Here is a 26,382-nt window from a genome sequence, read left to right as displayed (position 1 = left end):
GCTATGCCAGGCACACTCGACCGCCACCGCCACACTCACGCGCAACGGCCACACTCGCCGGCCGCCGCCGCGGCCGGCGCCAATCGTGGCCTTTCCGAACCCCACCACCGAGTGTGGCCGCTCCGAGCCCCGCCCGCCGAGTGTGGCAGGTGCGGTCGAAAGTGGCAGCTATGCCGGGCACACTCGACCGCAACGGCCACACTCACGCGCAACGGCCACACTCGCCGACCCCGCCAGACGCCGCCGCGGACACCGCCGCGGACACCGAAGGTGGCCGTCCCAAACCCACCTGCGCGAGTGGGGCCGTCCCGAGCCGCGGCGGCCGAGTGTGGCAGGTGCGGTCGAGTGTGGCAGGTATGCCGGGCACACTCGACCGGAACGGCCACACTCGCGCGCAACGACCACGCTCGCAGGCGCAGGCGCGGACGGCGCCGGCCGGTTGCCCTGACGGCGCGAGGGGCGGATGCTGGGCGCATGTTCGAGAACTTCGTCACCGAGGACATCAACGTGGGAGACGCGACCGTGCACGTGCGGCACGGCGGCGAAGGGACTCCGGTTCTGCTCGTGCACGGGCATCCGCGCACCGGGTCGACCTGGCACCGCGTTGCACCGGCACTCGTGGAGCGCGGGTTCCGCGTCGTCGTGCCAGACCTTCGCGGGTACGGCTCCTCCCGCGGTCCGGCCCCCACCGAGGATCACGAGCCCGCGTCGAAGCGCGCGATGGCGGGTGACCTGCTGCGACTGATGGATGCGCTGGGCCACGACACCTTCTCCCTCGCCGGCCATGACCGGGGCAGCTACGCGGCGCTGCGCCTCACCCTCGATCACCCGGAGCGCGTCGACCGGGTGGCCCTTCTCGACTGCCTGCCCATCGTGGAGCATCTCGAACGCATCGATGCGACGTTCGCGACCGAATGGTGGCACTGGTTCTTCTTCGCCCAGCCGCACACTCCGGAGCGCGTCATCACGGCCGACCCCGACGCCTGGTACCACGGCGATCCGCAGCGAATGGGGCAGGAGAACTACGACGAGTGGCGCGCCGCCACCCGAGACCCGGCCGTGGTGAGAGGGATGCTGGAGGACTACCGCGCCGGGCTCACCATCGACCGCCGCCACGAGGAGGAGGACCGCGCCGCCGGCCGCAAGGTCACCCCGCCGCTGCTCGTGTTGTGGTCGCTGCGTGACGATCTCGAGCGTCTATACGGCGATCCGCTCGCGATCTGGCGCGACTGGGCGACGGATGTGCGCGGGCACGGCATCGACTCCGGCCACCACATGGCCGAGGAGGCCCCCGACGACCTGACGGATGCCCTGGCCGGCTTCTTCGGCCCGAGGTCGGCCACGGCGTAGCCAGCTGAAGCGGCGCCGTCCGGCGCCCGCGCGGACAACCGCGCCGGCCACAGCCGCGCCGGCCACAGCCCTCGCCGACGCCCACGCCGGCTACAGCTGCGCCATCACCTGCCGCGCGATGACCCGCCCGGCGCGGTTGGCGCCGATGGTGCTCGCCTGCGGGCCGTAGCCCGCGAGGAAGATGCGCGGATCCTGCCAGGAGGCGCCCGAGGCGACAGTCAGGCCGCCTTTCTTCTCGCGGAGTTTCAGAGGCGCGAGGTGACGCAGCTCGGGCCGGAACCCGGTGGCCCAGATGATCGCGTCGGCGCGAGTGAACGTGCCGTCGGCCCAGCGCACCCCGTTCTCTTCGATCGCGCGGAAAATCGGGCGTTCGACGAGGATGCCGCGCTGCACTCCGGCGGCGATGCGCCGAGTTCGCGGAACACCGGTGCCGCTCACGATGCTCGGCAGCGCCTTGCCCGCGCGCGCCGCCGCGTCCTGTGCCGCCACCGCCGCCACACCGCCCTCGATGGTCAGCTCGGATTCGTCGCGGAACTCGACCGGCCGGCGGGTGGCCCAGGTGACCTGCGCGGCGACATGTTCCAGTTCGAGGATGAACCCGATCGCCGATGTTCCGCCGCCCACCACGACGACGGACTGGCCCGCGAACTCCTCCGCCGACAGGTACGACGACGTGTGCACATGCCGCCCGGCGAATGTGTTCGCGCCGGGGTAGTACGGAACGAAGGGCGCGCCCCAGGTTCCCGTCGCGTTGACGACGATGCGTGTCGCCGTCTCGCCACGGGTGTGCTGCACGATGAGGTCGGCGCCGCGATCGAAGACGCTGGTCACGGTGACCGGTCGCTGCACGTCGAGCCCGAAATGCTCCTCGTACCGGCGGTAGTAGCCGGCCACGATGTCCTTGGCCGGAAGCGACCGGTCGGCGGTCTCGAAGCTGATCCCGAGCTCCGCCATGCCGGGCAGATCGTTCACGTGGTGGGCGCTGCCGAGCTTCAGCGCATCCCAGCGATGCTGCCACGCTCCGCCCGTCGAAGGGCCCCTGTCGTAGACGATGAAATCGGTTCCTGGAACCAGCTCGAACCGGCGAAGATAGTACGCGACGGCAAGGCCCGCCTGCCCGGCACCGACGATCACCACCTGGGTGTCGGTCCTGGTCGTGGTCACGCGGTCATCCCATCACTCGTCGCTGTGCGTGAACTCGGGGTGCATGACGCCCCACATGCTAAACTAGCCGTTAGTTTTCACTGTTCCTGTTCGGATTCCCGGGTGGCTCATTGCCCACCCGGCCTGGCACCGTTAGGGGGTCACGCATGGGGCGCGGCCGTCAAAAGGCAAAGCACACCAAGATCGCGCGGGAGCTGAAGTCGTTCAGCCCCGACGTGAACTATGACGCGCTCGAGCGCGAACTGACAGGGCACTCTCATCACGACGACCAGTACGCCGCGTGGGCAGACTACGAGCCCGACACTGGCGACCGTTACTCAGACGACTACGAGGGTCAAGACCAGCCCAAGCGCGCCTAGCGCCGGGCCGGCCCGCTACAACCACCCTTGCTGAGCTGCTATCTGCGCAGCCTCCGAGCGGTTTCGCGCGCCCGTTTTGCCGATCGCGCTCGACAGGTGGTTGCGAACGGTTCCCTGGCCGAGCCGTAGCGCGTGCGCGATGTCGCTGATGCTCCCACCCCGAAGGGCTTCCGAGAGCACTTCCGTCTCCCGCGCCGTCAACGGCGAGTGCCCGGATGCGAGAGATTCCGCCGCCAGCGCCGGATCGACGACGCGCAGGCCGGCGGCGACCCGGCGCACCGCATCCGCGAGCATGCCCGAGGGCGTGTCTTTGACCACGAAACCGGAGGCGCCCGCCTCCATCGCCCGCCGCAAATAGCCGGGGCGCCCGAACGTCGTCACGATCAGCGACCGGCACGTCGGCACCTGCTGGGCGAGAAGCGCCGCCGCGTGGATGCCGTCGAGGCCGGGCATCTCGACGTCGAGCAACGCCACATCGGCCCGGTGTTCGCGCGCGGCCGCCACGACCTCGTCGCCGCGCCCGACCTGCGCGACGACGGTCAGGTCGCTCTCGAGGTCGAGCAGGGCCGCGAGCGCACCTCGCACCAAGGCTTGGTCGTCGGCGAGCAGGAGCCGGATGGGGTCGGTCACACGTCCGCCTTTCGCACGGTCAGCCGAACGCCACCGTGCTCGCTCGGCCCCACGAGCACACGCGCGCCCGCAGCTCGTGCCCGCGCGGTGAGGCCTTCGAGACCGCTGCCCGGTGTGGGCTCGGAGACGAGGGCATCCGGGTCGCCGGCCTCCGCGCCTCGGCCGGCTACCGCATCCCCGCCTGCCGACAGCACGCCGGGGCGCCCGAGCCCGCGGCCGTCGTCCTCCACGTCGAGACTGTCGGCGGTGACGCTCACCCAGCAGTTGCGCGAGCCCGAGTGCCGGATGACGTTGGTCACGCCCTCCCGCAGCACCCAGCCGAAGAGTTCCCGGTACTGCGGCGCGACCTCTTCGCCGTTGCGCGGTAGATGGGCTCGGATGTCGGCCGCGGCCAGGCCCGCTTGCGCAGCAGCCAGCTCGGTCGAGAGGCTCATCTCGCGATAGCCGGCGACGGCCGCTCGGAGGTCGGCGAGCGCCGATCGACTGAGCCGTTCGATGTCGGCGATCTCGGCTTCCGCCCTCGCCGGGTCGATCGCGACGAGGCGACGCGCGAGCTCCGACTTGACGGTGACGACCGTCAGCGAGTGCCCGAGCACGTCGTGCATGTCCCGGGAGAAGCGTCCGCGCTCTTCGATCACCGCGAGCCGGGCGATCTCGCCCTGTGCCCGCTTGAGGCTGCGGAACGACTCGATCTGGCGTGCGAACGCGAACATCATGACGCCGAGCGAGAACGTGATGAGGGCGATGTACCAGTTGTCGTCGAAGCTGCCGGTGACGGTCACGATGACGAGCTGGGCTGCGGCGAGGGCACCGATCGAGACGATCGAGGCGAGCGGCGGAAACGAGAGCATCCCGATCACGCAGGCCACGTACACCCAGGTCCAGCAGGCGCTGACGCCGATGAACGGGAAGAGTGTCAGGTTGAGCAGGAAGTACAGGCCGACGGCGCTCGCGCGGTGACGGATGGGCGACCACCAGAACAGCGGAGGCAGCACCAGAAACCCGATGTAGACGAGCGAGAGCAGCAGCGTGACCACGAGCTTCGAGCCGAGCGGGCCGGGGCTCGACCACACCGCCGCGAGGGTCGACACCTGGTAGAGCAGGCCGACGACCGCTCCCGGATACCAGCGACGGGCGCCCAGGTGCGTGAGCCGGGCCCTCACCCCTACCGGCGGCGCGTCGAAGGTGGTGTCCACCGTCAATACCCTAGTCACCCGCGCGTCAGTCACCCGCGCGTCGTCGTCGAACAGACCGCCGTCGGCCGGGCGCATCAGCTGCGCGCCGCATCCCGCCGATACCGCCACGCGATGAAGACTCCGAGCGCGAGGGCCCAGGCGAGCAGCACGATCGCGGGCTCCAGCACATCGCCCGATTGACGTGCGCCCATCTGACCGATGCGGTTCAGCCAGTACGACGGAACGATCTGCGCGACGTTGCCCACCCAGGCCGGGAAGATCTGCAGCGGAACCCACAGGCCGCCGAGCACGGCCATCCCCATGAACACCGCCATGAACAGCGGCTGGGCGAACTCGGGCTTGGCGAACTGCCCGATGAGGATGCCGATCAGCGCGAACGGGATGACCCCCAGCCACAGCGCGAGCCCGGTCATGAGCCAATTGGCCGGCCCGAGTTCGGGGTGGTACAGGATGCCCGAGACGCTGAAGATGACCACGATGGAGACGAGCGCCATCAGCATCGAGGTGACCAGTTTCGAGACGAGGTAGCCGGTGCCGCTGAGAGGGGTGAGGCGCAACTGCCGGTTCCAGCCGATGGAGCGTTCGGTCACGATGTTGAACGCCAGCGACAGGGCCGCCATCATTCCGCCGTAGGCGGCGACCTGGATGGTCGTCACGACGATCCAGGGGAGCTTCGTGACCGCGTCGACCTGTCCGTTGCCGCCGAACGAACCGCCGAAGGCGACGAGCATGACGAGAGGCACGGCGAGGGTGAAGATCATCGAGCGCGCGTTCTTGATCTGGCGCAGGGACTCGAGTCCGACATAGGCGATGCTCATCGCTGTGCTCCGTTCGTGGTGAGGGCGGTCGTGGTGCCGGGGGTGGATGGGCCGGGCTGAGCTTCGGCCGGCGACGTCACCCCTTCCGTGAGGGCGAGGAAGGCGTCGTCCATGGTGTGGGCGGTCACCTCGATGTCGTGGATGTCGTCGTGGCCGGCGAGCAGGGCGCGCAGGGTCGCATCCGAATCGTCGCTGACGATCGTGAGCTGCTCGGCGCGATGCTCGACGCTGCGCACGCCGGGGAGGCGGCGGAGCGCATCCTCGGCGGCAGCCGACCAGGCGAAGTCGAAGCCCGCGCGGATGCGCCGGCCGGAGACCACCGCCTTGACCTCGGCGGGCGTGCCGTCGGCGACGACGCGCCCGGCGCTCAGCATCACGATGCGGTCGGCGTAGGTGTCGGCCTCATCGAGATAGTGCGTGGCGAAGACGACCGTGCGGCCCTCGTCGGTGAACTCTCGCATCGACTGCCAGAAGGTTCGGCGCGCTTCGACATCCATCGCTGCCGTCGGCTCGTCGAGGAACAGCAGGTCGGGGTTCGAGACCACCGCCACGGCGAACCGCGCGCGCTGCATCTGGCCGCCGGACAGCTTGCTGACCTTCTGCTTGGCGATCTCGGTGCAGCGGGCCCGCTCCAGCGCCTCCTCCACGCTGAGCGGATGCCGGTGGGCGGCAGCGACGAGGGCGACCGACTGCGCGACCGTGAGAGTCGGCAGCAGCGCGCCGCCCTGCAGCATCGCGCCGACGCGACCGGCCTCGATCGCGAGCCGCGGATCGCCACCGAACAGTGCGGCGCTGCCCGAGGTGGGATGGGCGAGCCCGAGCGCGAGGTCGATGGTGGTCGACTTGCCGGCGCCGTTCGGCCCGAGCAGGGCGACGACCTCGCCGGGCCGGATGCTGAGGCTCACGCCGTTGACGGCGTGCAATGCCCCGAACGACTTGTGCAGATCGGTGAGCTGGATGACGGGTGTCTGATTCACCTTTACAGCGTGCCGGTGGGCGCTGGTGCGGGAGCAGCGCATCCGTCAGGGATGCGGGGTGACATTTGTCACGACGGCCGCCGGCCGGCAGGTCAGGCTTGGGCGCCCCGCGTGGTGCCGATCCGGAAGAGTCCGACGACCCCGGCGATGCCGCCCACGGTGAGCAGGCCCGCCCCCAGCATGAGCACCAGATCGCTGCCGCCGCTGCCGGTCGCTGCCGCCGTCGGGTCGCCGGCGGGCAGCACGGAGTCGACCTGCGGGCCGCTGCGCGGCGGTGTGGTGATGACGACGGCGCCGGTGGTTCCGCCGGCTGCGGCAGCCGGAGCGGCGCTCAGGGTGACGCTCGCCCCGGCCACGTCCACCGGCGCGGAGGCGCGCTGCAGCAGCACGAAGAACGTGCCGTCTTTCGCTGTCGCGCTGCGCGCCTTCAGGGGCACCGCGATCGTCGCGGTCGTCTGCCCGTCTTTCAGGCTGACGCTTCCCCGGGTGGCGGCGTAATCGACGCCGGCGCGCGCGGTGCCGTCGGCCGTGACGAAGTCGACCGTCGCCGGACCGTTCGCGCTCACGCGGCTCACCTGCAGTAGAGCGCTGGTGCCATCCGCACTGGTTCCCGCGGTCGACAGCACCAGTGCGCCGCTCGGGGAGCCGACGGCGACGACCGCCTGCGCGCGCGATTCGAGCATCCCCGAGCCGTCGGCCGGCACGAAGCGCGCTGCGACCGTGTGCGTTCCTGTCTGCGGGAGTCGTAGCTGCGCCCGCGCGACTCCGCTGGCGACCGGCGACGACACGGCCGCCGAGCCGTCGACCGTGAACTCGACCAGACCGTCGGCCGGCGCGGCGAGCAGCATGCGGGTCACGGCGGCGGTGACCGTGAGGTCGTCGCCGGCCCTCGACGTTGCCGGGGCCGACAGCGCGATCGAGGTCGCGGCGCTGCACGCGGGGGTGGTGGGGTCTACCGTCGCCGAGGTCGCCGTCGCGGATGCCCCTGCCGCCGCCGCGCCGAGCGTCCACGCCGGAAGAACGCTCGCGGCGTCGACGGTCAGCGTCCACACGCCGTGATGCTCGCCAGGGGCGAACGTCGACGGTTGTCCGCGGTCGGGAGCACCGTTCGAGACGCTGTTCGCGGCCGAGCCGGCCGTCGACTCGACCGCCGCGGACGACGAGTTGCTGTAGCCGAACACGATGGTGCGGATGGTCGTCGCCGTGCCGTCGAGGGGCGCATCCGCCACACAGTCGACGAGCGGGACCAGAACGGCATCCGGTGCCGGCTGCGGCACTGCGAGCGCCGCCGCGGCGGGTGCGAACACCGCGGCCGCCGTGATGAGTGCCCCGAACGCCAGCCTCGCGCAGACGTTCGAACCGATCACAGGCGCGAGTCTATCCGCGAGGGGCCGACCGCCGCGTCTACCCATTGGGGTGACAAACGGCCCGCACCGCCCGCGCCGTCAGCCGCCGGGTCTCAGCCCCAGCAGAGGCAGAACGGATGCCCGGAGGGGTCGGCGTAGACCTGGAACCCTTCTGTGGCGTCGAGGTCGTCGGCCGCCTTCAGCAGTTCGGCGCCCTGCGCCACCGCATCCTCGTGCGCCGACCGGATGTCGTCCACATACAGGTCGAGGTGGATCTGCTGCTGCGGACCGTCGGGCCATTCCGGGCGCTCATGGTTGGGCGCCAGTTGAAAACCCATCTGCGAGTGCCCGTCGACGAGCACCGTGTGCCAGTCGTCCTCCGCCTCGACGGTTCCCCCGAGCAGACCGGCCCAGAACGAGCTCTCCTTGGCGAGGTCTGCGGTGTCGAAGACGACGATCTGCCGCAGGATGTTCATACGTGCTCCCTTCGGTCGAGCCACCAACGGTAGACCGCCGAGCGGGGCGTGACAACGGAACTGCCGGAGCGAGTACCTACGACGCGTAGGCGCCGGTGAGGCGAACGGCGCCGCCGTCCACGCCCTTCGCGCCCTGCTCGAAGCCGGCGAGGTCGCGTGCCGACGTCGAGACGGTGCCGACCGCCCACGCGGGGATGCCGTCCGCCGCGATGGCCGAGACGACCGCCGCCGCCTTGTTCGGAGCGACGACGGCGAACATCCCGATGCCGAGGTTCCAGGTGCCCTCACTCGACTCCAGGCTCGACCCGGCCAGGTCGGAGAGGATGCGGAACACCGGGCTCGGCGACCAGGTCGCGCGGTCGACCTCGACCCACGAGCCGACCGGCAGCACGCGCGCGAGGTTCGCCGCGATGCCGCCGCCGGTCACGTGGCTGAGCGAGTGGATCGCTCCGTCGAGCGACGGATTCTGCAACACCTTCAGCAGTGGCGCGGTGTAGAGGCGCGTGGGCTCGAGGAGCGCTTCGCCGACCTGTCCGCCGAAGTCGTCGGAGTGGTCGGTGAACGAGATGCCGTTCTTCGCGAGGATGTGCCGCACCAGCGAGAACCCGTTGGAGTGCAGGCCCGAGGATGCGAGGGCGACCACCACGTCGCCGTCACGCACCCGCTCGGCGCCGAGCAGGGCATCCGCTTCGACCGCGCCGACCGCAGCGCCGGCAACGTCGTAGTCGTCGGGGCCCAGCAGCCCCGGATGCTCGGCCGTCTCGCCGCCGACGAGAGCCGTTCCGGTCTCCTCGCACGCCCGGGCGATGCCCGTGACGATCTCGGCGATGCGCTTCGGAACGACCTTGCCGCAGGCGATGTAGTCGGTCATGAACAGCGGCTTCGCCCCGACGACGATGATGTCGTCGACGACCATCCCCACCAGGTCTTGCCCGATCGTGTCGTGCTTGTCGATCGCCTGCGCGATGGCCACCTTCGTGCCGACGCCGTCAGTACTCGTGGCCAGCAGCGGATGCCGGAAGTCTTTCAGCGCAGACACGTCGAAGAGCCCAGCGAAACCGCCGACGCCGCCGAACACATCCGGCCCGTGGGTGCGGGAGACGGCCGACTTCATCAACTCGACGGCGAGGTCGCCGGCAGCGGTGTCGACGCCGGCCTCGGCGTAAGAAGCGGAGGAGGACTGCTGCTGTTCGGTCACGCGTTCAAGGGTACCGGGCGCGGGGGATGCGGGCGTGCCGGGGGTGCCGGGGGCAATTCCGGAGAATTCCACCGACGCGCCGACGAAACATCCGTCACGCCGGTGTTTTGCGCCCGTCAGCCCGGAATCTCCGACGCACCGAACGGCTGCCCGAAACGAACCAGATCGCCGACGCAACGAACCGGCGGACGCCCGTGCTACTCCTGGCGGCCGGGGTCGCCGAAGCCGGGCTGGAGCACGGCCTCGAGGTCGGAGTCGGGGCCCGGGTCGCAGCCGTCGGCGGTCGCAACGCCGTCGGCGGGCGCTTCGAGGCCGCCCGGGCGCTCGAGGAGGTTCTTGCCGAGGTGGTGCGCGTCGGGCAGCGGGATGGGGTACTTGCCGGTGAAGCACGCCGTGCAGAGACGTTCGCGCGGCTGCTCGGTGGCGGCGATCATCCCGTCTTCGGAGAGGTAGCCCAGGCTGTCCGCGCCGATCGACTGGCGCACCTCGTCGACGCCGAGGCCGGTCGCGATGAGCTCGGCGCGCGAGGCGAAGTCGATACCGTAGAAGCAGGGCCACGTGATCGGCGGGCTGGAGATGCGAACGTGCACCTCCGCGGCGCCGGCCTCTCGCAGCATCGAGACGAGGGCGCGCTGGGTGTTGCCTCGCACGATCGAGTCGTCGACCACGACCAGGCGCTTGCCCTTGATGACCTCTTTGAGCGGGTTCAGCTTGAGCTTGATGCCCCGCTGACGGATGGTCTGCGACGGCTGGATGAACGTGCGGCCCACGTAGGAGTTCTTCACGAGACCCTGGCCGAAGGGGATGCCCGACGCCTGGGCGTAGCCGATGGCTGCGGGTGTTCCGGATTCCGGGGTCGGGATCACGAGGTCGGCTTCGACACCGTGCTCGTGCGCGAGCCGCCGGCCCATCTCGACGCGGGCCTCGTGCACTCCGCGGCCGGCGATGGTGGTGTCGGGGCGGGCGAGGTAGACGTATTCGAAGACGCATCCGGCGCGCTTCTCCTCGGCGAAGCGCTGCGTGCGCAGGCCGTTCTCGTCGATCGCGATGAGCTCGCCGGGCTCGACCTCGCGCACGAAACTGGCGCCGACGATGTCGAGGGCGGCTGTCTCGGAGGCGACGACCCAGCCGCGCTCGAGGCGGCCGAGCACGAGCGGGCGGACGCCCTGGGGGTCGCGGGCGGCGTAGAGCGTGTGCTCGTCCATGAAGACGAGGCAGTACGCGCCGCGGAGGCGCGGGAGGACCTCGAGCGCTGTCGCCTCGAGAGTGTGGTCGAGGTCACCGGTGAAGAGTGCGGTCACCACGGCCGTGTCGGTGGTGTTGCCGCGGGACAGCTCGCCGTCGAGCTGCGGGTAGCGGTCATGCACGAGCTGCATGAGCTCGGCCGTGTTGGTCAGGTTGCCGTTGTGGCCGAGCGCGACCGTTCCGCTGGCAGTGCTGCCGAGCGTCGGCTGCGCGTTCTGCCAGCTGGACGCGCCGGTCGTCGAGTAGCGGGTGTGCCCGACGGCGATGTGGCCGGGCAGCGAGTTCAGGGCGTTCTCGTTGAACACCTGTGAGACGAGCCCCATGTCTTTGTAGATGAGGATCTTGTCGCCATCGCTGGTCGCGATGCCCGCGGACTCCTGGCCGCGGTGCTGCAGGGCGTAGAGGCCGAAGTAGCTGAGCTTCGCCACCTCTTCGCCCGGCGCCCAGACTCCGAAGACGCCGCAGGCATCCTGCGGTCCCTTCTCGCCGGGTAGTAGGTCGTGACTGAGAAGACCGTCGCCTCCGGACAAACCGGAACCCCCTTCATTCGGGATGAATTAGTTCTCGATGGATTTCTGGGTGTCGCCGGTCTCGTCGGCAGCCGCGATCTCGCCGTGGTCCACGTGCTCGACCTGGTGCGGCTCGACGCGCTCCGGCTCTTCAGCCGACACGGTAACTCTATCGGCCACGACGGTGCGTGCCCGACGGGTGCTCGACCTGTCGATCAGCAGGGCGATGATCGCTCCGAGCGCCACGCCGACCGACCCGCAGAGCAGCAGCAGGAAGCCGAAGACGGCGCCGCGGTCGTACGTGGGATTGGCCGGGAAGGCGAACGTCAGGATGAGGGCGATCACCGCGAACACCACGGCTCCGGCGATCATGAAGCGTGCGTACCGCGGCGAGCGCTGCACGCGAACCGAACTCTCGGTGACCGTGCCGTGCTCCTCGGGGTCGTCGCTCATGCATCCATTGTCCCTTAAGGAAGCTGTGAGCGGTGCGTCACGAGATTCCGGCGACGCGCAGAGGGAGGAGCCCCTCGAGGTCGGCGCGGAGCCCGGAGGCGTGCACCTTTCCGTCAGCCACGGCGTCGGCCCAGTCGATGCCGCCGGTGGCGAGGCCGAGCCAGGTCGGGGCGTCCGTCTCGATCACGTTGGGCGGCGTGCCCCGGGTGTGACGCGGCCCGGGGATGCACTGCACAGCACCGAACGGCGGCACCCGCACCTCGACGGTGTTGCCCGGCGCCCTCTCGGCGAGCAGTTGCAGCAGGTAGCGCACGGCCATCGCCGTGGCATTCCTGTCCGCAGCTCCGCCGAGCGCCGCACGCACCGCGGCCTCGCCGTCCGCATCCTGAATCTTCGCCCTGGCCATCCCCTCATCTTCGCAGGCGGGCAGAGCTTTGTGCAGGCGACCGGCGCCGCGGCGCTGCCCGTCCTCTAGCATTGTTCGCGTGAAGATTCTGGTGCTGGGTTCGGGCGCGCGCGAGCACGCCATCGTCACGTCGCTGCTGAGCGAAGAGGTGGCCCACGACATCGTCGTGGCTCCCGGCAACGCGGGAATCGCGCAGGATGTACGGGTCGAGACGTCCCTGGATCCGCTCGACGGCGTCGCCGTGACGGAGTACGCGATCGAGAACGACATCGAACTCGTGGTGGTCGGTCCCGAAGCCCCGCTCGTCGCGGGCGTCGCCGACCCGCTGCGCACCCGGGGCATCCCTGTGTTCGGCCCCGGCAAGGTGGCCGCCCAGCTCGAAGGCTCGAAGACGTTCGCGAAGCGCATCATGGAGGCGGCCGGCGTTCCGACCGGCCGGGCCGTGCGCGCGACCACCATCGTGGAGGCGGAGGAGGCGCTCGACGCGTTCGGAGCGCCGTACGTGATCAAGGCCGACGGCCTGGCCGCGGGCAAGGGCGTACTCGTCACTGGGGATCGCGAGGCGGCCGTCGCCCACAGCATCCAATACCTCAGGCAGGGAAGCGTGCTGATCGAGGAGTTCCTCGACGGCCAGGAGGTCTCCCTCTTCCTCGTGAGCGACGGGCACACGGTGCTCCCGCTCGCGCCTGCCCAAGACTTCAAGCGTCTGCTCGACGGCGACGAAGGCCCGAACACCGGCGGCATGGGCGCGTACTCACCGCTGCCCTGGCTGCCCGAGACTTTCGTCGACGAGGTCATCGACACGGTCGCGCTGCCGACCGTGCGCCAGCTGGCGAAAGAGCAGACGCCGTTCATCGGCCTCCTTTACTGCGGCCTGATCATCACCCGGCACGGCATCCGGGTGATCGAGTTCAACGCGCGGTTCGGCGACCCCGAGACGCAGGTTGTGCTGCCGCGCCTGGTGACCCCGCTCTCCGAGCTGCTGTTCGGCGCGGCGACCGGCGCCCTCGCCGGTGTCGCCCGGCCCGAGTTCGCGATGGACGTCGCCGTCACCGTGGTTCTCGCCAGCGAGGGCTACCCGGAGGCGCCGCTCACGGGTCGGCCGATCCGCGGGCTCGACGCCGCGGCAGCCGTGCCCGAGGTGACCATCGCACACGCGGCGACGGCCGTGGATGCGGCGACCGGAGACCTGATCGCCACCGGCGGACGAGTGCTCAGCGTCGTCGCCCGCGGCACCACGTTCGGCGAGGCACGCAACCTCGCCTACGACGCGATCCGCCAGATCGACCTGCAAGGCTCGCAGTACCGCACCGACATCGCGGCGCGCGTGGCGGACTGATGCCGGCCGACGACGGCTGGTCGTCGGTCGCGGTGGACTGGTCCGCCCTGTGGGGGCGTCTCGCCGATCCGGCCAGGGATGCGGTGGTCGCGGCGACCTCCATCGGGCCGGCGACCCGGGTGCTCGACGTCGGCTGCGGCAGCGGCGAGTTCCTCGCCCTCGTCGAGCGAGCAGGCGGTCACCCCTCGGGCATCGATCCGGCCCCGGGGATGCTGGCGCTCGCCCGCGCCGCCGTACCCGCCGCCGACGTGCGGCAGGGGCGGGCCGAGCGGCTGCCGTGGCCCGACGCATCCTTCGACGTGGTGACCGCGTTCAACGCGCTGCAGTTCGCCGACGACACCGTCGAGGCGCTCGGCGAACTCATGCGGGTCACGGTTCCGGGCGGCTACGTCGCCGTCGCGAACTGGGCGGAGCGGGAGCGGAACGACATCGACGCGATCGAGGCGGCCGTGGTGGAGGCCGACGGTGAAGAGCCGACTCCCGACGGCGACCTCCGACCCGCGGGCGGCCTGGAGTCGCTGTTCGAGGAGGCCGGGCTCCCGCTCGTCAGCGCCGGGCTCGTCGACGTCGTCTGGGCGGTGGCCGACGACGACGCCCTCGTGCGCGGAGCGCTGCTCGGCGAAGACGAAGCGGTGCGCGCCTCGCTCGCGCCGGTCGTGCTCGCCGCTGCGCGGCCGTTCCGCGACGACGGCGGCTACCGTCTGCGCAACGCGTTCCGGCTCGCGATCGGCCGCCTCCCGCTGCGCTAGCGAGTCTTGCTCATCGAGGGGTCCCGACTCGCCGTTACATGGGTGCATGTAACGGCGTGTTGGGACCCCTCGATGGGTTTGGGCGGGGCGTCAGCCGAGGAGGCGGCGGAGGAAGCCGTTGCGGAACTTGCCGGCGGGGTCGAAGTCGGCGGCGAGCGCCGCGAAGTCGTCGAGCTTCGGGTACAGGCCGGGCACGCGGTTCTCGCGGTCGACGTAGACCTTGCCCCAGTGCGGGCGCGCGCCGAGCGGGAGAAGCGCATCCTCGATGGCCGGAAGCACCGCCTCGACCCCGGCCTGATCGCGCAGCCAGGTGAAGTGCAGGCCCACCGCGTCCGTGTCGTAGGCGGAGGAGAGCCAGAGGTCGTCGGCGGCGACCGTACGGATCTCGCTCACCTGCAGCAGCGGCGCGATCAGCGGCGCCAGCTCCCGAACCGCGCGGATCGCCTCCACAGCGTTGGCTCGCGGCACGAGGTACTCCGACTGGATCTCCTCGCCGTTCGACGGGGTGAACTCGAAACGGAAATGCGCGAGCCGTTCGCTCCACGGGCCGTACACGCCGAGCTGCTCGGTCGTGTTGCGCACATCCATCGTCGGGATCATGTGCCGGGGAGCCGTCAGTGCCGTGGCCCCGAAGAACTCGTCGACGGAATCCGTCGGGTCGCCGTCGCGCTCCTTGAGCCAGGCGAGGCTGACCGCGTCCTCGTTCCAGGTGGTGAAGAGCGAGACGCTGTATGCGGCCGAGGTGACGCGGTCGAACTCGCCGAGCACCGCATCCCAGGGCAGGCGCTCGAACAGGCGCTGACGCACGTCGAACGTCGGCCGGATGTCGAGGGTCACCTCGGTGACCACGCCGAGCGCACCCAAGTGCACGACCGCGCCGGCGAAGCGGGCGTCACCGCGCGCGAGGTCGACGGTCTCGCCGTCGGCACGCAGGATGCGCATCCCCGCCACCGCGGAAGCCAGGTTGCCGTTGCGGTCGCCCGACCCGTGCGTCGCCGTGGCGATCGCCCCGGCCACGGAGATGTGCGGCAAGGACGCCAGGTTGTGCAGCGCCCATCCGGACTGCTGCAGCGTCTGCGCCAGATCGCCGTAGCGCGCGCCGCCGCCGACCGTGACCGTGCGCGCCTCCTCGTCGATGCGCACCGTGCTGGGGAGCCCCGCCGTGCTGACGAGCAGTCCGTCGTCGTCGGCGAGATCGTTGAACGTGTGTCGCGAGCCCAGGGCACGGACCGACGGTGCCGCTACCACCGCATCCCGCAACTCGGAGAGGGTCGACGGATGCGCGATCGGCGCTCCGTACTCGAAATTGCCTGCCCAGTTGCGTTCGCCCACGATGATCTCCTTCGAACCTGTCGGCCCAGTCTGACAGAAATGTGAACGTGCACACAGTCGCCCTATACGGCCACGGACGCCCCTGCTACCGTGACGCTTACGGCAGTGTCGCCGGCAATGGAGCGGAAGGGTCCGCTGTGACGGATTTCGAGTACGGACCAGCAGAGTTCATCGTCGCCCAATTCGAGGGGGATCATCCGTCTCCTCCGGTGGTGCAGGCCATTCTCGACCTGGTCGGCTCCGGAACCGTTCGACTGCTCGACCTGCTTTTCGTCTCGCGCGCGCAAAGCGGCGAAGTGACGATCGCGGAGTTCGAAGACGTCGGCGACGACTACGGATTCGCCGGCATCACCCTCGAAGCGAGCGGGCTCGCCGGCACCGACGACGTGGACGACATCACCGAGCTGATCGACCCGGGAACCTCCGGCGCCATCATGGTCATCGAGCACACCTGGGCCAAAGATCTGGCCAACCGCTTCTTCGCCGCGGGCGGAAGCGTGGTGCACTCAGAGCGCATCCCCGCGCCCGTCGTCAATGCGGTGCTCAGCGAGGCGAGCGAGTAGCGAACCCCCTGCAGGTCAGAGGTCAGAAGAAGGAGGACACCTTGCCATTCATCCGACGTATGGGCCGCCCGGGATTGCTCGGACTGGCCGCGCGCACAGCCGTGGTCGCGGGAACGGCGACGGCCGTATCCGGCAGCATGCGAGCGCACCAGCAGTCGAGAGCGCAAGAGCAGTACGAGGCCGAGCAATACCAGGCGCAGCAGCAGCAGGCGGCGATGGATGCGGCAGCCCAGCAGGCGGCCGCCCAGCAGGCCGCGCCTCCCGCACCGGCGGCACCGGCGGCAGGCGGCAACGACCTCATGGCGCAGCTGCAGCAGCTCGGCGCCCTCCACGCGCAGGGGGTGCTCAACGACGAAGAGTTCAGCGCCGCGAAGGCGAAACTGCTGGCCTAGAGAGCCGCCGCGGTCGGAGCAGTCGGCGCCGGCGACCCGTACGATTGTGGCGTGACCTCCTCCCCCGACCTCCCCGGTTTCTCGCACGTGTACTCCGGCAAGGTGCGTGACCTGTACGTGCCCGCGACCGCATCCGGGCTCGCCGACACCGATGCCGTGCTCGTGGTCGCGAGCGACAGGGTGAGTGCGTTCGATCACGTGCTGGAGCCGGGCATCCCGAGCAAAGGGGAACTGCTCACCACGCTGAGCCTCTGGTGGTTCGACCGGCTGGGCGATGTGCCGAACCACCTCATCCCCGACCACCGCCTGGTCGGCGACCGGGTCGTTGAGGAGATCCCCGAGGCGGTCGTTGGCAGGTCGATGCTCGTCAAGCCGCTCGACATGTTCCCGATCGAGTGTGTGGTGCGCGGCTATCTCACCGGTAGCGGCTGGCTCGAATACCAGGAGTCGCAGAGTGTCTGCGGCATCCCGTTGCCTGCGGGCCTGCAGAACGGCGACCGTCTGCCGGAGCCGATCTACACCCCGGCATGGAAAGCGCCGCTCGGCGAGCACGACGAGAACATCAGCTTCGACCGCGCCGTCGAGCTGGTCGGACTCGAGGTGGCCGAGGCGCTGCGCAGCCTGTCGTTGCACATCTACAGCCGCGGCTCCGAGATCGCTGAGTCGCGCGGCGTCATCATCGCCGACACCAAGTTCGAGTTCGGCGCCGACCGTGTCACCGGCGAGATCACGCTGGCCGACGAAGTTCTCACGAGCGACTCCAGCCGGTACTGGGATGCGGCCGCCTACGCGGCGGGCACCACCCCCGGCGAGCGAATGTCCTCGTTCGACAAGCAGATCGTGCGCGACTGGCTCGCAGCCAACTGGGACAAGACCGGAACCCCGCCCGAACTCCCCGCCGACATCGTCGAGCGCACCGCCGCCCGCTACCGCGAACTGCTCGAGCGCCTGACGCGCGACTGAGGGCTGGGCGCGTGGCGCTGGCGGCTGGCCGCTGGCGTCTCGTCTGGTCTCGTCACGTCGCGTCGCGTCTCGTCGGAGATTTCGGGCGATATGGCGGAAATGTCCGGCATGCCGGATGGTCTATCGGCGTGGCGCTCGAAAAGTCCGGCGCCGCTGTGCGGCTGTAGTACCGCCGGAAGAAGCAGCGGCAAGCCGCCCGATCCCTCCGTCATGCCGGAGAAAACTCTCCCCACCGCGAACTTCTCCGGCCGAACGGTGGTGGCCCCGCCGCGCCCAGGAATCGAGGGGTCCCAACACGCCGTTGAGCGTGTGCCGCTGACGGCGCGTTGGGACCCCTCGGTGGCTGGTGCCGATCAGGCGGCGTCGAGGGCGGCGAACTCTTCGGGGGTGAGTTCGAGGTCGACGGCGGTCGCCGAGTCGCGGATCGACGCCGGGCGGGAGGCGCCGGGGATGGGTATGACGTGCGGGCTCTTCGCGAGATGCCACGCGAGCGCCACGACCTGCGGGCTCACGCCGCGCGCATCCGCCACCTGCTGGAACGGAGCGAACCGGTCGCCGAGCTCACCGGCCGACTGGATGCCGCCGAGCGGGCTCCAGGGGAGGAAGGCGATCCCGAGCTCATCGGCGAGATCGAGCTCGGGCTCGCTCGACCGGAACGCCGGCGAGAACTGGTTCTGCACCGAGGCCAGCCGGCCGCCGAGGATGCTCTGCGCCTGCCTGATCTGGTCGGGGTCGGCGTTCGAGATGCCGGCGAGGCGGATGACGCCCTCGTCGAGCAGGTCGCGAATCGCGCCGACCGAGTCCTCGTACGGAACCGCGGGGTCGGGCCGGTGGAACTGGTAGAGGCCGATCGCGTCTCCGCCCAGCCGGGCGAGCGAGGCCTTCGCGGCCTCCTTCAGGTACTCGGGCCGCCCATCCACATACCAGCTGCCGTCGCCGGGGCGGAGGTGGCCGCCCTTCGTGGCGATGAGCACACCGGAGGCGTCGCCGCCCCAGCTGCGCACGGCGCCGGCGATGAGCGACTCGTTGTGACCGACCTCGTCGGCGTGGAGGTGGTAGGCGTCAGCGGTGTCGAAGAACGTGACTCCGGCGTCGAGCGCGGCGTGCACGGTGTCGATCGAGCGTTGTTCGTCGGGGCGTCCCTCGATCGACATGGGCATGCCGCCCAGGCCGATCGCGCTCACCTCGACGTCGGCGATTCTGCGTGTCTTCACGTCGGTCTCCTCCGGGTCACCAGGCGTAGTCTTCGGGGGCCGTCTTGTGGCCCGGGAAGATCTCGTCGAGCCGGGCGAGCGCCGCGTCGTCGAGGGTGACGTCGAGGGCGCGCACGGCAGCATCCAGCTGCTCGCGGGTGCGCGGGCCGATGATCGGTGCGGTGACCGCGGGCTGGGCGAGCAACCAGGCGAGCGCGACGTCGCCGGGCTCGTGGCCCAGCTCCTCGGCGAACGCCTCGTAGGCCTCGATCGCGTCACGGTGGGTCTCGAGGGTCTCGGACGCGCGGCCCTCCAGGCGGCGCTTGCCCTCGTTCTGCTTGCGGATGACGCCGCCGAGCAGGCCGCCGTGCAGGGGCGACCAGGCGATCACGCCGACGCCGTTCGCCTGCGCGGCCGGCAGCACCTCGAGTTCGACCTGGCGTGTGAGCAGGTTGTAGATGGACTGCTCGCTGACGAGCCCCGTGTAGTTGCGGCGGCGGGCTTCGGCCTGCGCGGTGGCGATGTGCCAGCCGGCGAAGTTGCTCGATCCTGCGTAAAGGATCTTGCCCTGCGCGACCGCGACCTCCATCGCCTGCCAGATCTCGTCCCACGGGGTGTCCCGATCGACGTGGTGGAACTGGTAGATGTCGATGTGGTCGGTCTTCAGGCGCGCGAGGCTCGCATCCAGTGCCCGCCGGATGTTCAGGGCCGACAGCTTGCCGTCGTTCGGCCAGTCGCCCATGTCGCCGTACAGCTTCGTCGCCAGCACGGTGCGATCACGGCGGCCGTCGCCCTTCGCGAACCAGTCGCCGATGATCGACTCGGTGGCGCCGCGGCCGCGGTTCTGCCCGTAGACATTGGCGGTGTCGAAGTAGTTGATGCCGTACTCGTGCGCCGCATCCATGATCGCGAACGAGTCTTCTTCGCTGGTCTGCGGGCCGAAATTCATCGTTCCGAGCGCGAGCCGCGAGACTTTCAGGCCGGACCGGCCGAGGTGTGTGTACTCCATATCGTCAGCATCCGCCCGCATCGGAGAGAAGTCCAACAGGAGATGTGAATGGCATTGTGCGCCCCTGTTTCTGAGTCCGCAACGCGCTCAGTGAGCGAGTTGCGCCGAAGTGGGGCCATTCGGGCGTGGAAGCAACCCTTTGGCGCAACTCGATGGCGCGGGACGGGTGGGTGGGGGGATCGGCGGGATGGGGGATGGGGGCGTCAGTGGGCGGCGAGGGCGCTCTCGAGCTCGGCGTCGGTGGGCTCGACGAGGTGCGCGCCGTCGGGGAAGACGATGACGGGGATGTTCGTGCGGCCACTGATCGCCTTGGCGCGGTCGGCGCCGTCGGCGATCGCCTCGACGTCGACGTAGTCGAACTCGGTGCCGAGTCGCTCGAAGAGCGCCTTGGAGCGGCGGCAGTCGCGGCACCAGTCGGCGCCGAACATGGTCACGCGGTCGAACGACTCGGCGGGCGTTGCGGGAGTGGATGCAGAAGTCATCCCTCCACCGTAAACGACGGGCCCTGTGCGTCCCGTCATCGCAGTCACCGTCACAGCGCTGAGGAGAACCTCCCGGCGGCGAAGGTCTCTTCGGTGCCGTCCGCGTGCACCAGCACACCGTCGACCGGGGATTCGACGCTCACGACCCCGTCTTCGACGCGCACGAGAACGCTGCCGTGCGGGGTCGGCGCCGAGCCCTCGACGAGCCCGAGGGGTCCGAGGCTCGGTGCGATACGGACGGTCGCGAAACCGGGGGAGCCCGGCGTGACGCCGAGCACGTACTGCACGAGGTCTTTGGTCGGGGTGCTGCTCCAACCGTGCACGGGCGTGCCCCAGCCCCAGCATTCGCCGAAGGTGTCGTAGCCGTCGGCGAGGAAGGGCGACCAGCGCCGCATCAGCGTCACCAGGTCGCCGGCGTGCCCTGCGGCCGCGACCGCGTCGTGCACGAGGTAGCTGTAGAACGGCTCGGCGATGACCACCTCGCGGTCGGCATCCCAGTCGATGCGCTGCACGCCGCGGATCTGATCCTCGATCTTCTGCTGGTCGTACGAGCCGTCGGCGCCCCCGATCCACGATCGCACCACGAGTGTGTCGGGATCGGTGATGGCGGCGACGATGCTCTCCCAGCGCGCGTGCGGGGCGAGTCCGGAGACGATGGCGGTTGCGCCGGCCGCCTGCGACGCGGGCGCTTGCGGCACGCCGTCGACGATGTGGTCGCGGTACGTGCCCCTGGCCTCGTCCCAGAAGTCCTCGAAGCCGGCCGCGGCCCGGGCGTGCAGATCGTCGGCCCAAGCGGCCGCACCCTGGTTTCCCACGAAGCGGCTGAGCTCGGCGAACTCCCGCAGCCCCCGTGCCCAGAGGGCGGTGAGGATGCTGCTGCGCCCGGTGACGAACACGCTCGACCAGTCGACGAGGTTCCACTCCGGAACGTCCGCGATGGTTCCGCGTTCGTCGACATAGGGCAGATACCACCGCAGGATGCGCTCGACCGTGGGCAGGAGCGCGCGAATCTCGTCCGCGTCGCCGAGGTAGCGGTAGAGGTTGTGCACGCCGTGGACCCAGTGCATCGACCAGTCGGGGATCGTGTACCCGCCCGACGACTCGATCTCACCGACCACGCTCATCGGCAGGATGCCGTCGGGTCGCGGCGAGTTGCCGAGCGCGACGTAGTTGCGCGCCATGCGCCAGTCCTGGTTGGTGGTGAGGTGCACGAGTTGATGCACGACGCCGTCGCCCACCCAGGCGCGCTGTTCGCGGGTCGGGCAGTCGGTGAACGCGTCCTGGGCGTTGGCCTGCACCGTGCGGATCCCGGCGGTGTAGAGGGCGTCGATCTCCGGGTCGTCCGAACGGAAGAACGCTTCCCCCACCTGCGGGTAGAGGCGTTCGCGCACCTCGAAGCCGCGCAGAACGGCGTCGCCCGAGACGAGGAGGTGGGCGTAGCGCATCCCGTTGACCTCGACCGCGTCGAAGGCGTCCTCGGTTCCTCGGGCCGTGTAGCGCGCACCCGTTCGGGGGATCGAGAAGCTCTGTGACTCGTCGGAGCGGTGCGGATGCTCGCGGTAGAGCAGGTCGACGGTGGTGCCGGCCGCGGCGTCGAGCTCGAGGTGCACCGTGCCGACGACCACGCGGCCGAAGTCGAGGGTGAGCACGCTGCCCGCGGGAGCGCTGACGGGAAAGGCGACGACGGCATCCGCCCCGGTGTCGTGCCCGTCGAGTGCCGAGCGCACCCGCGCGACCGGATGCTCGGCCGGGTTCGCGAAGACCTCCGCGCTAGCGAGGCCGGCGGGGCTGACCCGCGCGTCGATCGGGCTGACGGTCTCGCCGCCGACGGATGCGGTGCCGCGGGGCAGGAGCGCGCCGTACGGGTCGGTGGGCGGCTGAGTGCGGCCGAACCCGCCGATGTGGGCGGCCGGCCGGAGGCTCGCCGTCGCCCAGCCGGAGTCGTCGAAGCCGCGGTTCTGCCAGCCGAGCGGCAGGTCGCGGCCGTCGAACAGCTCGACCGGAACACCGTCGAGGCCGTCGAGCTCGGGGGAGGTCCAGGCCGTCGAGCGTTGCACACGCCAGCTGTCGTCGGTGACCAGCCAGTCGTCGCCGATCCGGGCCTCGAAGGCGAGCACGGCATCCAGCCCGAGGCCGCCGTTCGGCACAGCGGGCTGCCAGAACGCGGTGGGCTGACCGTAGTAGGTGACCAGAATCGCGACGCTGTTCTCGCCGGGGGTCAGGAAGGGTGCGAGGTCGTATTCGTCGAACCGCTGGCGGCGCGGTTGCGACCGGGCCGGCCCGCGGCCGATCTCCGCGCCGTTCACGAAGAGCACGTAGCGCGAGTCGGCGGTGAGTCTCGCCGGCACGGCCGCCGGAACCGAGGCCAGCTCGACGGTGGTGCGAAAGAAGGTGCGGTGGAACGGCTCGTGGGGCTGGTCGGTGCCGAGCGAGACGGCGCTCGGCGCGGTGGGCGGGGTCGCGCCGATCCAGTGCGCCCGCCAGGCGATGTCGCTGAAGGCCGAGTAGGGGGATGCGGTGATCGCGGCGCCGGGCTCGGCAGGCGCGGGCGCGGGCGCAGGCGCAGGCGTGGTCGCGGCGTCGGTGGGGATGGTCGTGCTCATGGGTTGCTCCTCAGCGTCGAGTGTGCGGCGGTCGGTGATCGGAGGGTGGTGACGTGATCGTCAGGAGTACTCGGGCGTCTTCGTGCGATAGCGCCAGGCGAGCTCGTTGTCGAGCACGAACGTCGACAGCGTCTCTTCGCGCGGCAGCAGGTCTCCCGTGAACGTTTCGAGGCTCGCCAGCACGGCGTCGGCGGTGGCGGGCGTCGGATGCGAGACCAGGTCGACGAGCAGTGCATCGATGCCCGCGGGCTTGTCGTCGAGGGCCGCAACGAGCTTTGTGAGGTATTTCGGACCGGCGAAGCGCACCCGGTTCAGGGCCAGCAGCGCGCGGGCGGTGGAGGTCGCGAGGTGCACCGCGGCGTGGTGAAGGAGCAGCGCGTCGCCGCTCTCAGCTGCCTGCTTCAGAAAGTAGCCGCCGTGCAGTCTGGCCTGTGCGATGAACGAGCTGACGCGTGCCGACCAGTCGTCGTCGCTCGCGGCGCCGATGCGGGCGATCCGGTCGGCCAGGTCGTCGATTCGGGTGAACACGACGCGGGCCGATGCGAACGAGTCGCGCACCGGGTCGTCGCCGCGTTCGGCGGCGTCGTCGAGGTAGGAGAGCGTGGCGAGCTTGATGTCGAAGTATCCGCCGGGGTACCCGATGCCGTCGTCTTCTGTGTACATCAGGCGGCGCTCCGCGTATGCCTCGTTCCAGCGCTCCTCGGTGACGACCACGTAGAGGTCGACGTCGGAGTCAGGGCGCTCTGTGCCGCGGGCGAGGGACCCGGAGACGATCACGGCGAGACACTGCGGATCGGCGCCCATCCGCTCGACGAAACCGGTCAGTGCGGCGTCATGGTGCTTCATCGCGCTCCTTCTGCATCGTTGCGCGATCACCATAACCCAGATCTTGAATCGCTTCAATAGCACGTGACGAAGGAAAGAACGGGCTAGCCGCCATCCGCGTTGAGTCGTTTCTACGGCCGCTCGACCGGCCGCTCGACCGGCAGCGCGGGCCTCAGTGCGGCGCGCTCGACGCGCGAACGACGAGCTCGGGCTGGTACAAGATCTGGCGCGGTTCGAGGTCGGGGTCGTCGGCCTCTTCGAGCAGGATCTTCACGGCGGTCTCGCCGATCAGGCGGCTCGGTTGCCGCACCGAGGTGAGCGGAACGACGGAGGCGCTCGCGAACTGGATGTCGTCGTAGCCGACCAGGGCGATCTCTTCCGGGATGGCGACATCACCCTGGATGAAGAGCGTCTGCAGCAGACCGATCGCCAGCAGATCGTTGGCGGCGAAGATGGCGTCGGGCCGGCTCTGCGGCGAACGCTGGGCGAGTTCCTGGCCGACGTCTCGGCCGGCCTGCACGGTCAGGGCTTCGGTCGAAATGGCTTCGATGGTGACCTCCGGATGCGCTGCGGCCGCCTGGCGCGCGCCTCTCAGTCGGTCACTCACCTGACGGATCTCGGCGGGGCCGCCGACGAACGCGATGCGCCGTCTGCCGGTCTCGATGAGGTGCGAGACGGCGAGCGCCCCTCCGGCGACATCGTCGACCGAGACCGAGCTGAACGACATGTCTTTGCTCACCCTGTCGACCAGCACGGCGGGGATGCCGCGCTCGCGCATCCTGCGCAGCCGCGGCACCACGTTGCCCACGGGTGAGATGAGGACACCGCGCACGCGCAGCTCTTCGAACAGGTTGAGGTAGCCGGCCTCGCGCTCCTTCTTGTCGTTGCTGTTTCCCGCGATCACCGAGTAGCCGGCCAGAGCGGCGCCGTCTTCGGCGGCGGTCGTCAGTTCGGTGAAGAACGGGTTGCTGCCGCTCAGCGTGATCAGGCCGAGGGCCGAGCTGTGGCCGACACGAAGCTGGCGGGCGGCCTCGTTTCTCACGTAGGAGAGTTTCTCCATCGCCAGCGTGACCCGCTCGACGGTCTCGGGGGAGACGATCTCGGGTCGGTTGAGCACGTTCGACACGGTGCCGATCGACACCCGCGCCAGCGCGGCCACATCTTTGACGCTGGAAGAAACCATGATCGTCCTCTCCGCTTCGCAGTCTAGGGGTCCGGTTGATTGAATCGATAACGCAGCGTGCCCGATTTTGCAGTCAGCCGCCACATATTGCGGCCGTGTCATTGAACGCCCGGTGCGGTTCACGGGCCCGCGGGTGCGGGGAACAAGCGGCATCCGCATCCGGATACTGAATCGTTACAAGACGCAGTTGACGGTTTCGCCCACTGCGTCTATCTTCAAGTGAAGCGTTTCAATGCCAACCCGAATCCCCCCGGGAGCTCAGCGCTAAATACAAGGAGGTATTTATGTTCTCTCGACGGACGGCATCCCGTGTCGCCGCCGCGATCGGTGGCGCAGCTGTTCTAGCCGCCACCCTCGTCGCCTGCTCTTCCAGTGGCGGCTCCGGCTCCACATCCATCACCCTCATGGCCGGTGGCAACGACCCGGCAGCAACGAAGTTCGCGAAAGACATCGCCAAAGGGTTCGAGAAGGCGAACCCGACCATCAAGGTCAAGGTGAACACCCGACCGGGCGGCACCGACGGCGACAACCTCATCAAGACCCGCCTGTCGACGGGCACGATGGACGACGTCTTTCTCTACAACTCGGGCTCGCTGTTCCAGGCGCTGAAGCCGGATTCGCAGCTGCAGCCGCTCACCGACGAGTCGTGGGTGAAGGACATCACCGACGACTTCAAGAAGTCGGTCAGCACCGACAAGGGCACGTACGGCGCTCCGACGGGCACATCGTTCGACGGCGGCATCATGTACAACAAGAAGGTCTACGAGAAGCTCGGGCTGACCGTTCCCAAGACCTGGGACGAGTTCCTCAGCAACAGCGAGAAGATCAAGGCCGCCGGTATCACGCCGGTGCTGGTGAGCTACGGCGACACCTGGACGAGCCAGCTGTTCGTGCTCGCCGACTTCGCCAACGTGAGCAAGGCCGACTCGAACTGGGCCGACGACTACACCAACAACAAGGCGAAGTACGTCAACCCGCCCGCGCTCGCCGGCTTCACCCACACCCAGGAGATCTTCGACAAGGGTCTGATGAACAAGGACTACGCGTCGCTGACGAACGTCAACGCGCTGAAAGCCCTCGCCACGGGAGAAGGCGCCCAGTACCCGATGATCACCGCGGTGATCAGCAACGTGCTGCAGTCGAACCCCGACCAGATCAACGACATCGGCTACTTCGCGATGCCGACCGAGTCGGGCGAGCCGCAGGCCACCGTCTGGGAGCCGGGCGGCGCGTACATCCCGAAGTCGACCACCGGTGACAAGCTGACCGCGGCCAAGAAGCTGGTGGCGTTCATCAACACGCCCGCCGGCTGCGACATTCAGAACGATGCGGGCACCCCTGCCGGCCCGTTCGCGATCAGCACGTGCAAGATCCCGGATGACGCTCCGGCGTTGGTGAAGGACGAGCTGGCGTACCAGGAGGCCGGCAACACCGGTCTGGCGCTCGAGTTCGTCTCGCCGATCAAGGGACCGAACCTCGAGAAGATCCTGATCCAGGTCGGCTCCGGCATCACCAAGGCCAAGCCGGGAGCCGAGCTCTACGACAACGACGTGAAGGCTCAGGCCCAGCAGCTCGGACTCAAGGGCTGGTAGATCGACCGGATGCCGCGCCTCGGGCGTAGC

26 protein-coding genes are annotated in these 26,382 nt (G+C 69.6%); 8 read left to right on the top strand and 18 right to left on the bottom strand.

Annotated elements, in window-relative coordinates:
* Nucleotides 1–474 precede the first annotated feature (474 nt).
* On the top strand, nt 475–1,350 hold the full coding sequence (locus ACFVWR_RS02000) for an alpha/beta fold hydrolase (protein ID WP_387207434.1): 876 nt from the start codon (nt 475–477) through the stop codon (nt 1,348–1,350).
* A 90-nt stretch (nt 1,351–1,440) separates the two neighbouring features.
* Here ACFVWR_RS02000 and ACFVWR_RS01995 read toward each other — a convergent pair whose 3' ends face one another.
* Nucleotides 1,441–2,514, bottom strand: coding sequence for an NAD(P)-binding domain-containing protein (locus ACFVWR_RS01995; RefSeq protein WP_387207432.1), 1,074 nt, complete (start codon nt 2,512–2,514; stop codon nt 1,441–1,443).
* Between the two features lie 146 nt (nt 2,515–2,660).
* On the opposite strand from ACFVWR_RS01995, the gene ACFVWR_RS01990 reads away from it, so the two are divergent.
* Entirely contained in the window at nt 2,661–2,873 is a 213-nt protein-coding gene (locus ACFVWR_RS01990; RefSeq protein ID WP_387207430.1) for a DUF3073 domain-containing protein, read from the top strand.
* 15 nt (nt 2,874–2,888) lie between these two features.
* Here the strand turns inward: ACFVWR_RS01990 and ACFVWR_RS01985 are convergent, their stop codons facing one another.
* The 10 genes from ACFVWR_RS01985 to ACFVWR_RS01940 all read right to left on the bottom strand — a co-directional run bounded on the left by ACFVWR_RS01985 (nt 2,889) and on the right by ACFVWR_RS01940 (nt 12,127).
* Nucleotides 2,889–3,503: a response regulator gene (locus ACFVWR_RS01985; protein ID WP_387207428.1), complete on the bottom strand. Its 615-nt coding sequence runs from the start codon at nt 3,501–3,503 to the stop codon at nt 2,889–2,891.
* Entirely contained in the window at nt 3,500–4,807 is a 1,308-nt protein-coding gene (locus ACFVWR_RS01980) for a histidine kinase (RefSeq protein ID WP_387207426.1), read from the bottom strand. Before ACFVWR_RS01980 ends, ACFVWR_RS01985 begins: the two co-directional genes overlap by 4 nt.
* Nucleotides 4,774–5,517 (bottom strand): ABC transporter permease, encoded by a 744-nt coding sequence (locus tag ACFVWR_RS01975; RefSeq protein ID WP_387207424.1) that lies wholly within the window; start codon nt 5,515–5,517, stop codon nt 4,774–4,776. The genes ACFVWR_RS01980 and ACFVWR_RS01975 overlap by 34 nt, the downstream gene beginning before the upstream one ends.
* Nucleotides 5,514–6,494: an ABC transporter ATP-binding protein gene (locus ACFVWR_RS01970; RefSeq protein ID WP_387207422.1), complete on the bottom strand. Its 981-nt coding sequence runs from the start codon at nt 6,492–6,494 to the stop codon at nt 5,514–5,516. The genes ACFVWR_RS01975 and ACFVWR_RS01970 overlap by 4 nt, the downstream gene beginning before the upstream one ends.
* Before the next feature lie 92 nt (nt 6,495–6,586).
* Nucleotides 6,587–7,861, bottom strand: coding sequence for a Calx-beta domain-containing protein (locus tag ACFVWR_RS01965; protein ID WP_387207420.1), 1,275 nt, complete (start codon nt 7,859–7,861; stop codon nt 6,587–6,589).
* Nucleotides 7,862–7,953: 92 nt separating this feature from the next.
* A complete protein-coding gene (locus tag ACFVWR_RS01960) occupies nt 7,954–8,316 on the bottom strand; it encodes a VOC family protein (RefSeq protein WP_387207418.1) in 363 nt (120 codons plus the stop codon).
* A gap of 76 nt (nt 8,317–8,392) precedes the next feature.
* Nucleotides 8,393–9,514, bottom strand: a complete 1,122-nt coding sequence (gene purM, locus ACFVWR_RS01955; RefSeq protein ID WP_387207416.1) for a phosphoribosylformylglycinamidine cyclo-ligase — start codon at nt 9,512–9,514, stop codon at nt 8,393–8,395.
* Nucleotides 9,515–9,711: 197 nt separating this feature from the next.
* Nucleotides 9,712–11,289 (bottom strand): amidophosphoribosyltransferase, encoded by a 1,578-nt coding sequence (gene purF, locus ACFVWR_RS01950; RefSeq protein WP_387207414.1) that lies wholly within the window; start codon nt 11,287–11,289, stop codon nt 9,712–9,714.
* A 27-nt stretch (nt 11,290–11,316) separates the two neighbouring features.
* Nucleotides 11,317–11,721 (bottom strand): hypothetical protein, encoded by a 405-nt coding sequence (locus ACFVWR_RS01945; protein WP_387207412.1) that lies wholly within the window; start codon nt 11,719–11,721, stop codon nt 11,317–11,319.
* A 37-nt stretch (nt 11,722–11,758) separates the two neighbouring features.
* The gene (locus ACFVWR_RS01940; RefSeq protein ID WP_387207410.1) at nt 11,759–12,127 is read right to left on the bottom strand and encodes a sterol carrier family protein; all 369 of its coding nucleotides are present in this window, start codon (nt 12,125–12,127) and stop codon (nt 11,759–11,761) included.
* A gap of 79 nt (nt 12,128–12,206) precedes the next feature.
* Here ACFVWR_RS01940 and purD point away from each other — a divergent pair, with 79 nt between their 5' ends.
* Both purD and ACFVWR_RS01930 read left to right on the top strand, forming a co-directional pair.
* Nucleotides 12,207–13,466 (top strand): phosphoribosylamine--glycine ligase, encoded by a 1,260-nt coding sequence (purD, locus tag ACFVWR_RS01935; protein WP_387207408.1) that lies wholly within the window; start codon nt 12,207–12,209, stop codon nt 13,464–13,466.
* The gene (locus tag ACFVWR_RS01930) at nt 13,466–14,215 is read left to right on the top strand and encodes a class I SAM-dependent methyltransferase (protein ID WP_387207406.1); all 750 of its coding nucleotides are present in this window, start codon (nt 13,466–13,468) and stop codon (nt 14,213–14,215) included. Before purD ends, ACFVWR_RS01930 begins: the two co-directional genes overlap by 1 nt.
* Before the next feature lie 90 nt (nt 14,216–14,305).
* On the opposite strand, the gene ACFVWR_RS01925 is transcribed toward ACFVWR_RS01930, so the two are convergent.
* Entirely contained in the window at nt 14,306–15,547 is a 1,242-nt protein-coding gene (locus ACFVWR_RS01925) for an FAD-binding protein (RefSeq protein ID WP_387207404.1), read from the bottom strand.
* A 137-nt stretch (nt 15,548–15,684) separates the two neighbouring features.
* Here ACFVWR_RS01925 and ACFVWR_RS01920 point away from each other — a divergent pair, with 137 nt between their 5' ends.
* The 3 genes from ACFVWR_RS01920 to ACFVWR_RS01910 are packed head-to-tail and all read left to right on the top strand — an operon-like array spanning nt 15,685 to nt 17,465.
* Nucleotides 15,685–16,110 (top strand): DUF6325 family protein, encoded by a 426-nt coding sequence (locus tag ACFVWR_RS01920; protein WP_387207402.1) that lies wholly within the window; start codon nt 15,685–15,687, stop codon nt 16,108–16,110.
* A gap of 59 nt (nt 16,111–16,169) precedes the next feature.
* Entirely contained in the window at nt 16,170–16,502 is a 333-nt protein-coding gene (locus ACFVWR_RS01915; RefSeq protein WP_387207448.1) for an SHOCT domain-containing protein, read from the top strand.
* Between the two features lie 51 nt (nt 16,503–16,553).
* The gene (locus tag ACFVWR_RS01910) at nt 16,554–17,465 is read left to right on the top strand and encodes a phosphoribosylaminoimidazolesuccinocarboxamide synthase (RefSeq protein ID WP_387207400.1); all 912 of its coding nucleotides are present in this window, start codon (nt 16,554–16,556) and stop codon (nt 17,463–17,465) included.
* A gap of 353 nt (nt 17,466–17,818) precedes the next feature.
* On the opposite strand, the gene ACFVWR_RS01905 is transcribed toward ACFVWR_RS01910, so the two are convergent.
* From ACFVWR_RS01905 to ACFVWR_RS01880, 6 genes are all read right to left on the bottom strand, one after another.
* Nucleotides 17,819–18,679 (bottom strand): aldo/keto reductase, encoded by an 861-nt coding sequence (locus ACFVWR_RS01905; RefSeq protein WP_387207398.1) that lies wholly within the window; start codon nt 18,677–18,679, stop codon nt 17,819–17,821.
* Nucleotides 18,680–18,695: 16 nt separating this feature from the next.
* On the bottom strand, nt 18,696–19,667 hold the full coding sequence (locus tag ACFVWR_RS01900) for an aldo/keto reductase (RefSeq protein ID WP_387207396.1): 972 nt from the start codon (nt 19,665–19,667) through the stop codon (nt 18,696–18,698).
* 203 nt (nt 19,668–19,870) lie between these two features.
* The gene (locus ACFVWR_RS01895; RefSeq protein ID WP_387207394.1) at nt 19,871–20,149 is read right to left on the bottom strand and encodes a glutaredoxin family protein; all 279 of its coding nucleotides are present in this window, start codon (nt 20,147–20,149) and stop codon (nt 19,871–19,873) included.
* 50 nt (nt 20,150–20,199) lie between these two features.
* A complete protein-coding gene (locus tag ACFVWR_RS01890) occupies nt 20,200–22,752 on the bottom strand; it encodes an alpha-L-rhamnosidase N-terminal domain-containing protein (RefSeq protein ID WP_387207392.1) in 2,553 nt (850 codons plus the stop codon).
* A gap of 60 nt (nt 22,753–22,812) precedes the next feature.
* Nucleotides 22,813–23,598 carry a nucleotidyltransferase domain-containing protein gene (locus tag ACFVWR_RS01885; RefSeq protein ID WP_387207390.1) on the bottom strand — a complete coding sequence of 262 codons (786 nt, stop codon included), beginning with the start codon at nt 23,596–23,598 and terminating at the stop codon, nt 22,813–22,815.
* 151 nt (nt 23,599–23,749) lie between these two features.
* A complete protein-coding gene (locus ACFVWR_RS01880) occupies nt 23,750–24,760 on the bottom strand; it encodes a LacI family DNA-binding transcriptional regulator (protein ID WP_387207388.1) in 1,011 nt (336 codons plus the stop codon).
* 284 nt (nt 24,761–25,044) lie between these two features.
* Between ACFVWR_RS01880 and ACFVWR_RS01875 the strand changes: the two genes are divergently transcribed.
* The gene (locus ACFVWR_RS01875) at nt 25,045–26,352 is read left to right on the top strand and encodes an ABC transporter substrate-binding protein (protein WP_387207385.1); all 1,308 of its coding nucleotides are present in this window, start codon (nt 25,045–25,047) and stop codon (nt 26,350–26,352) included.
* Nucleotides 26,353–26,382 lie beyond the last annotated feature (30 nt).

Origin of the sequence: Leifsonia sp. NPDC058292 (assembly GCF_042880955.1) — a bacterium.
Classification (GTDB): domain Bacteria; phylum Actinomycetota; class Actinomycetes; order Actinomycetales; family Microbacteriaceae; genus Leifsonia.
The sequence above is the reverse complement of the archived record's forward strand: the minus strand, read 5'-3'. Positions and strand labels throughout refer to the sequence as shown.

What these genes read in the sequence shown, in the direction of transcription:
- ACFVWR_RS01915 (WP_387207448.1), top strand. Translation starts at nt 16,170, where the DNA reads ATGGGCCGCCCGGGATTGCTCGGACTGGCCGCGCGCACAGCCGTGGTC.
- ACFVWR_RS01880 (WP_387207388.1), bottom strand. Translation starts at nt 24,760, where the DNA reads ATGGTTTCTTCCAGCGTCAAAGATGTGGCCGCGCTGGCGCGGGTGTCG.
- ACFVWR_RS01945 (WP_387207412.1), bottom strand. Translation starts at nt 11,721, where the DNA reads ATGAGCGACGACCCCGAGGAGCACGGCACGGTCACCGAGAGTTCGGTT.
- ACFVWR_RS01875 (WP_387207385.1), top strand. Translation starts at nt 25,045, where the DNA reads ATGTTCTCTCGACGGACGGCATCCCGTGTCGCCGCCGCGATCGGTGGC.
- ACFVWR_RS01895 (WP_387207394.1), bottom strand. Translation starts at nt 20,149, where the DNA reads ATGACTTCTGCATCCACTCCCGCAACGCCCGCCGAGTCGTTCGACCGC.
- ACFVWR_RS01940 (WP_387207410.1), bottom strand. Translation starts at nt 12,127, where the DNA reads ATGGCCAGGGCGAAGATTCAGGATGCGGACGGCGAGGCCGCGGTGCGT.
- ACFVWR_RS01990 (WP_387207430.1), top strand. Translation starts at nt 2,661, where the DNA reads ATGGGGCGCGGCCGTCAAAAGGCAAAGCACACCAAGATCGCGCGGGAG.
- ACFVWR_RS02000 (WP_387207434.1), top strand. Translation starts at nt 475, where the DNA reads ATGTTCGAGAACTTCGTCACCGAGGACATCAACGTGGGAGACGCGACC.
- ACFVWR_RS01900 (WP_387207396.1), bottom strand. Translation starts at nt 19,667, where the DNA reads ATGGAGTACACACACCTCGGCCGGTCCGGCCTGAAAGTCTCGCGGCTC.
- ACFVWR_RS01975 (WP_387207424.1), bottom strand. Translation starts at nt 5,517, where the DNA reads ATGAGCATCGCCTATGTCGGACTCGAGTCCCTGCGCCAGATCAAGAAC.
- ACFVWR_RS01885 (WP_387207390.1), bottom strand. Translation starts at nt 23,598, where the DNA reads ATGAAGCACCATGACGCCGCACTGACCGGTTTCGTCGAGCGGATGGGC.
- ACFVWR_RS01960 (WP_387207418.1), bottom strand. Translation starts at nt 8,316, where the DNA reads ATGAACATCCTGCGGCAGATCGTCGTCTTCGACACCGCAGACCTCGCC.
- ACFVWR_RS01890 (WP_387207392.1), bottom strand. Translation starts at nt 22,752, where the DNA reads ATGAGCACGACCATCCCCACCGACGCCGCGACCACGCCTGCGCCTGCG.
- ACFVWR_RS01930 (WP_387207406.1), top strand. Translation starts at nt 13,466, where the DNA reads ATGCCGGCCGACGACGGCTGGTCGTCGGTCGCGGTGGACTGGTCCGCC.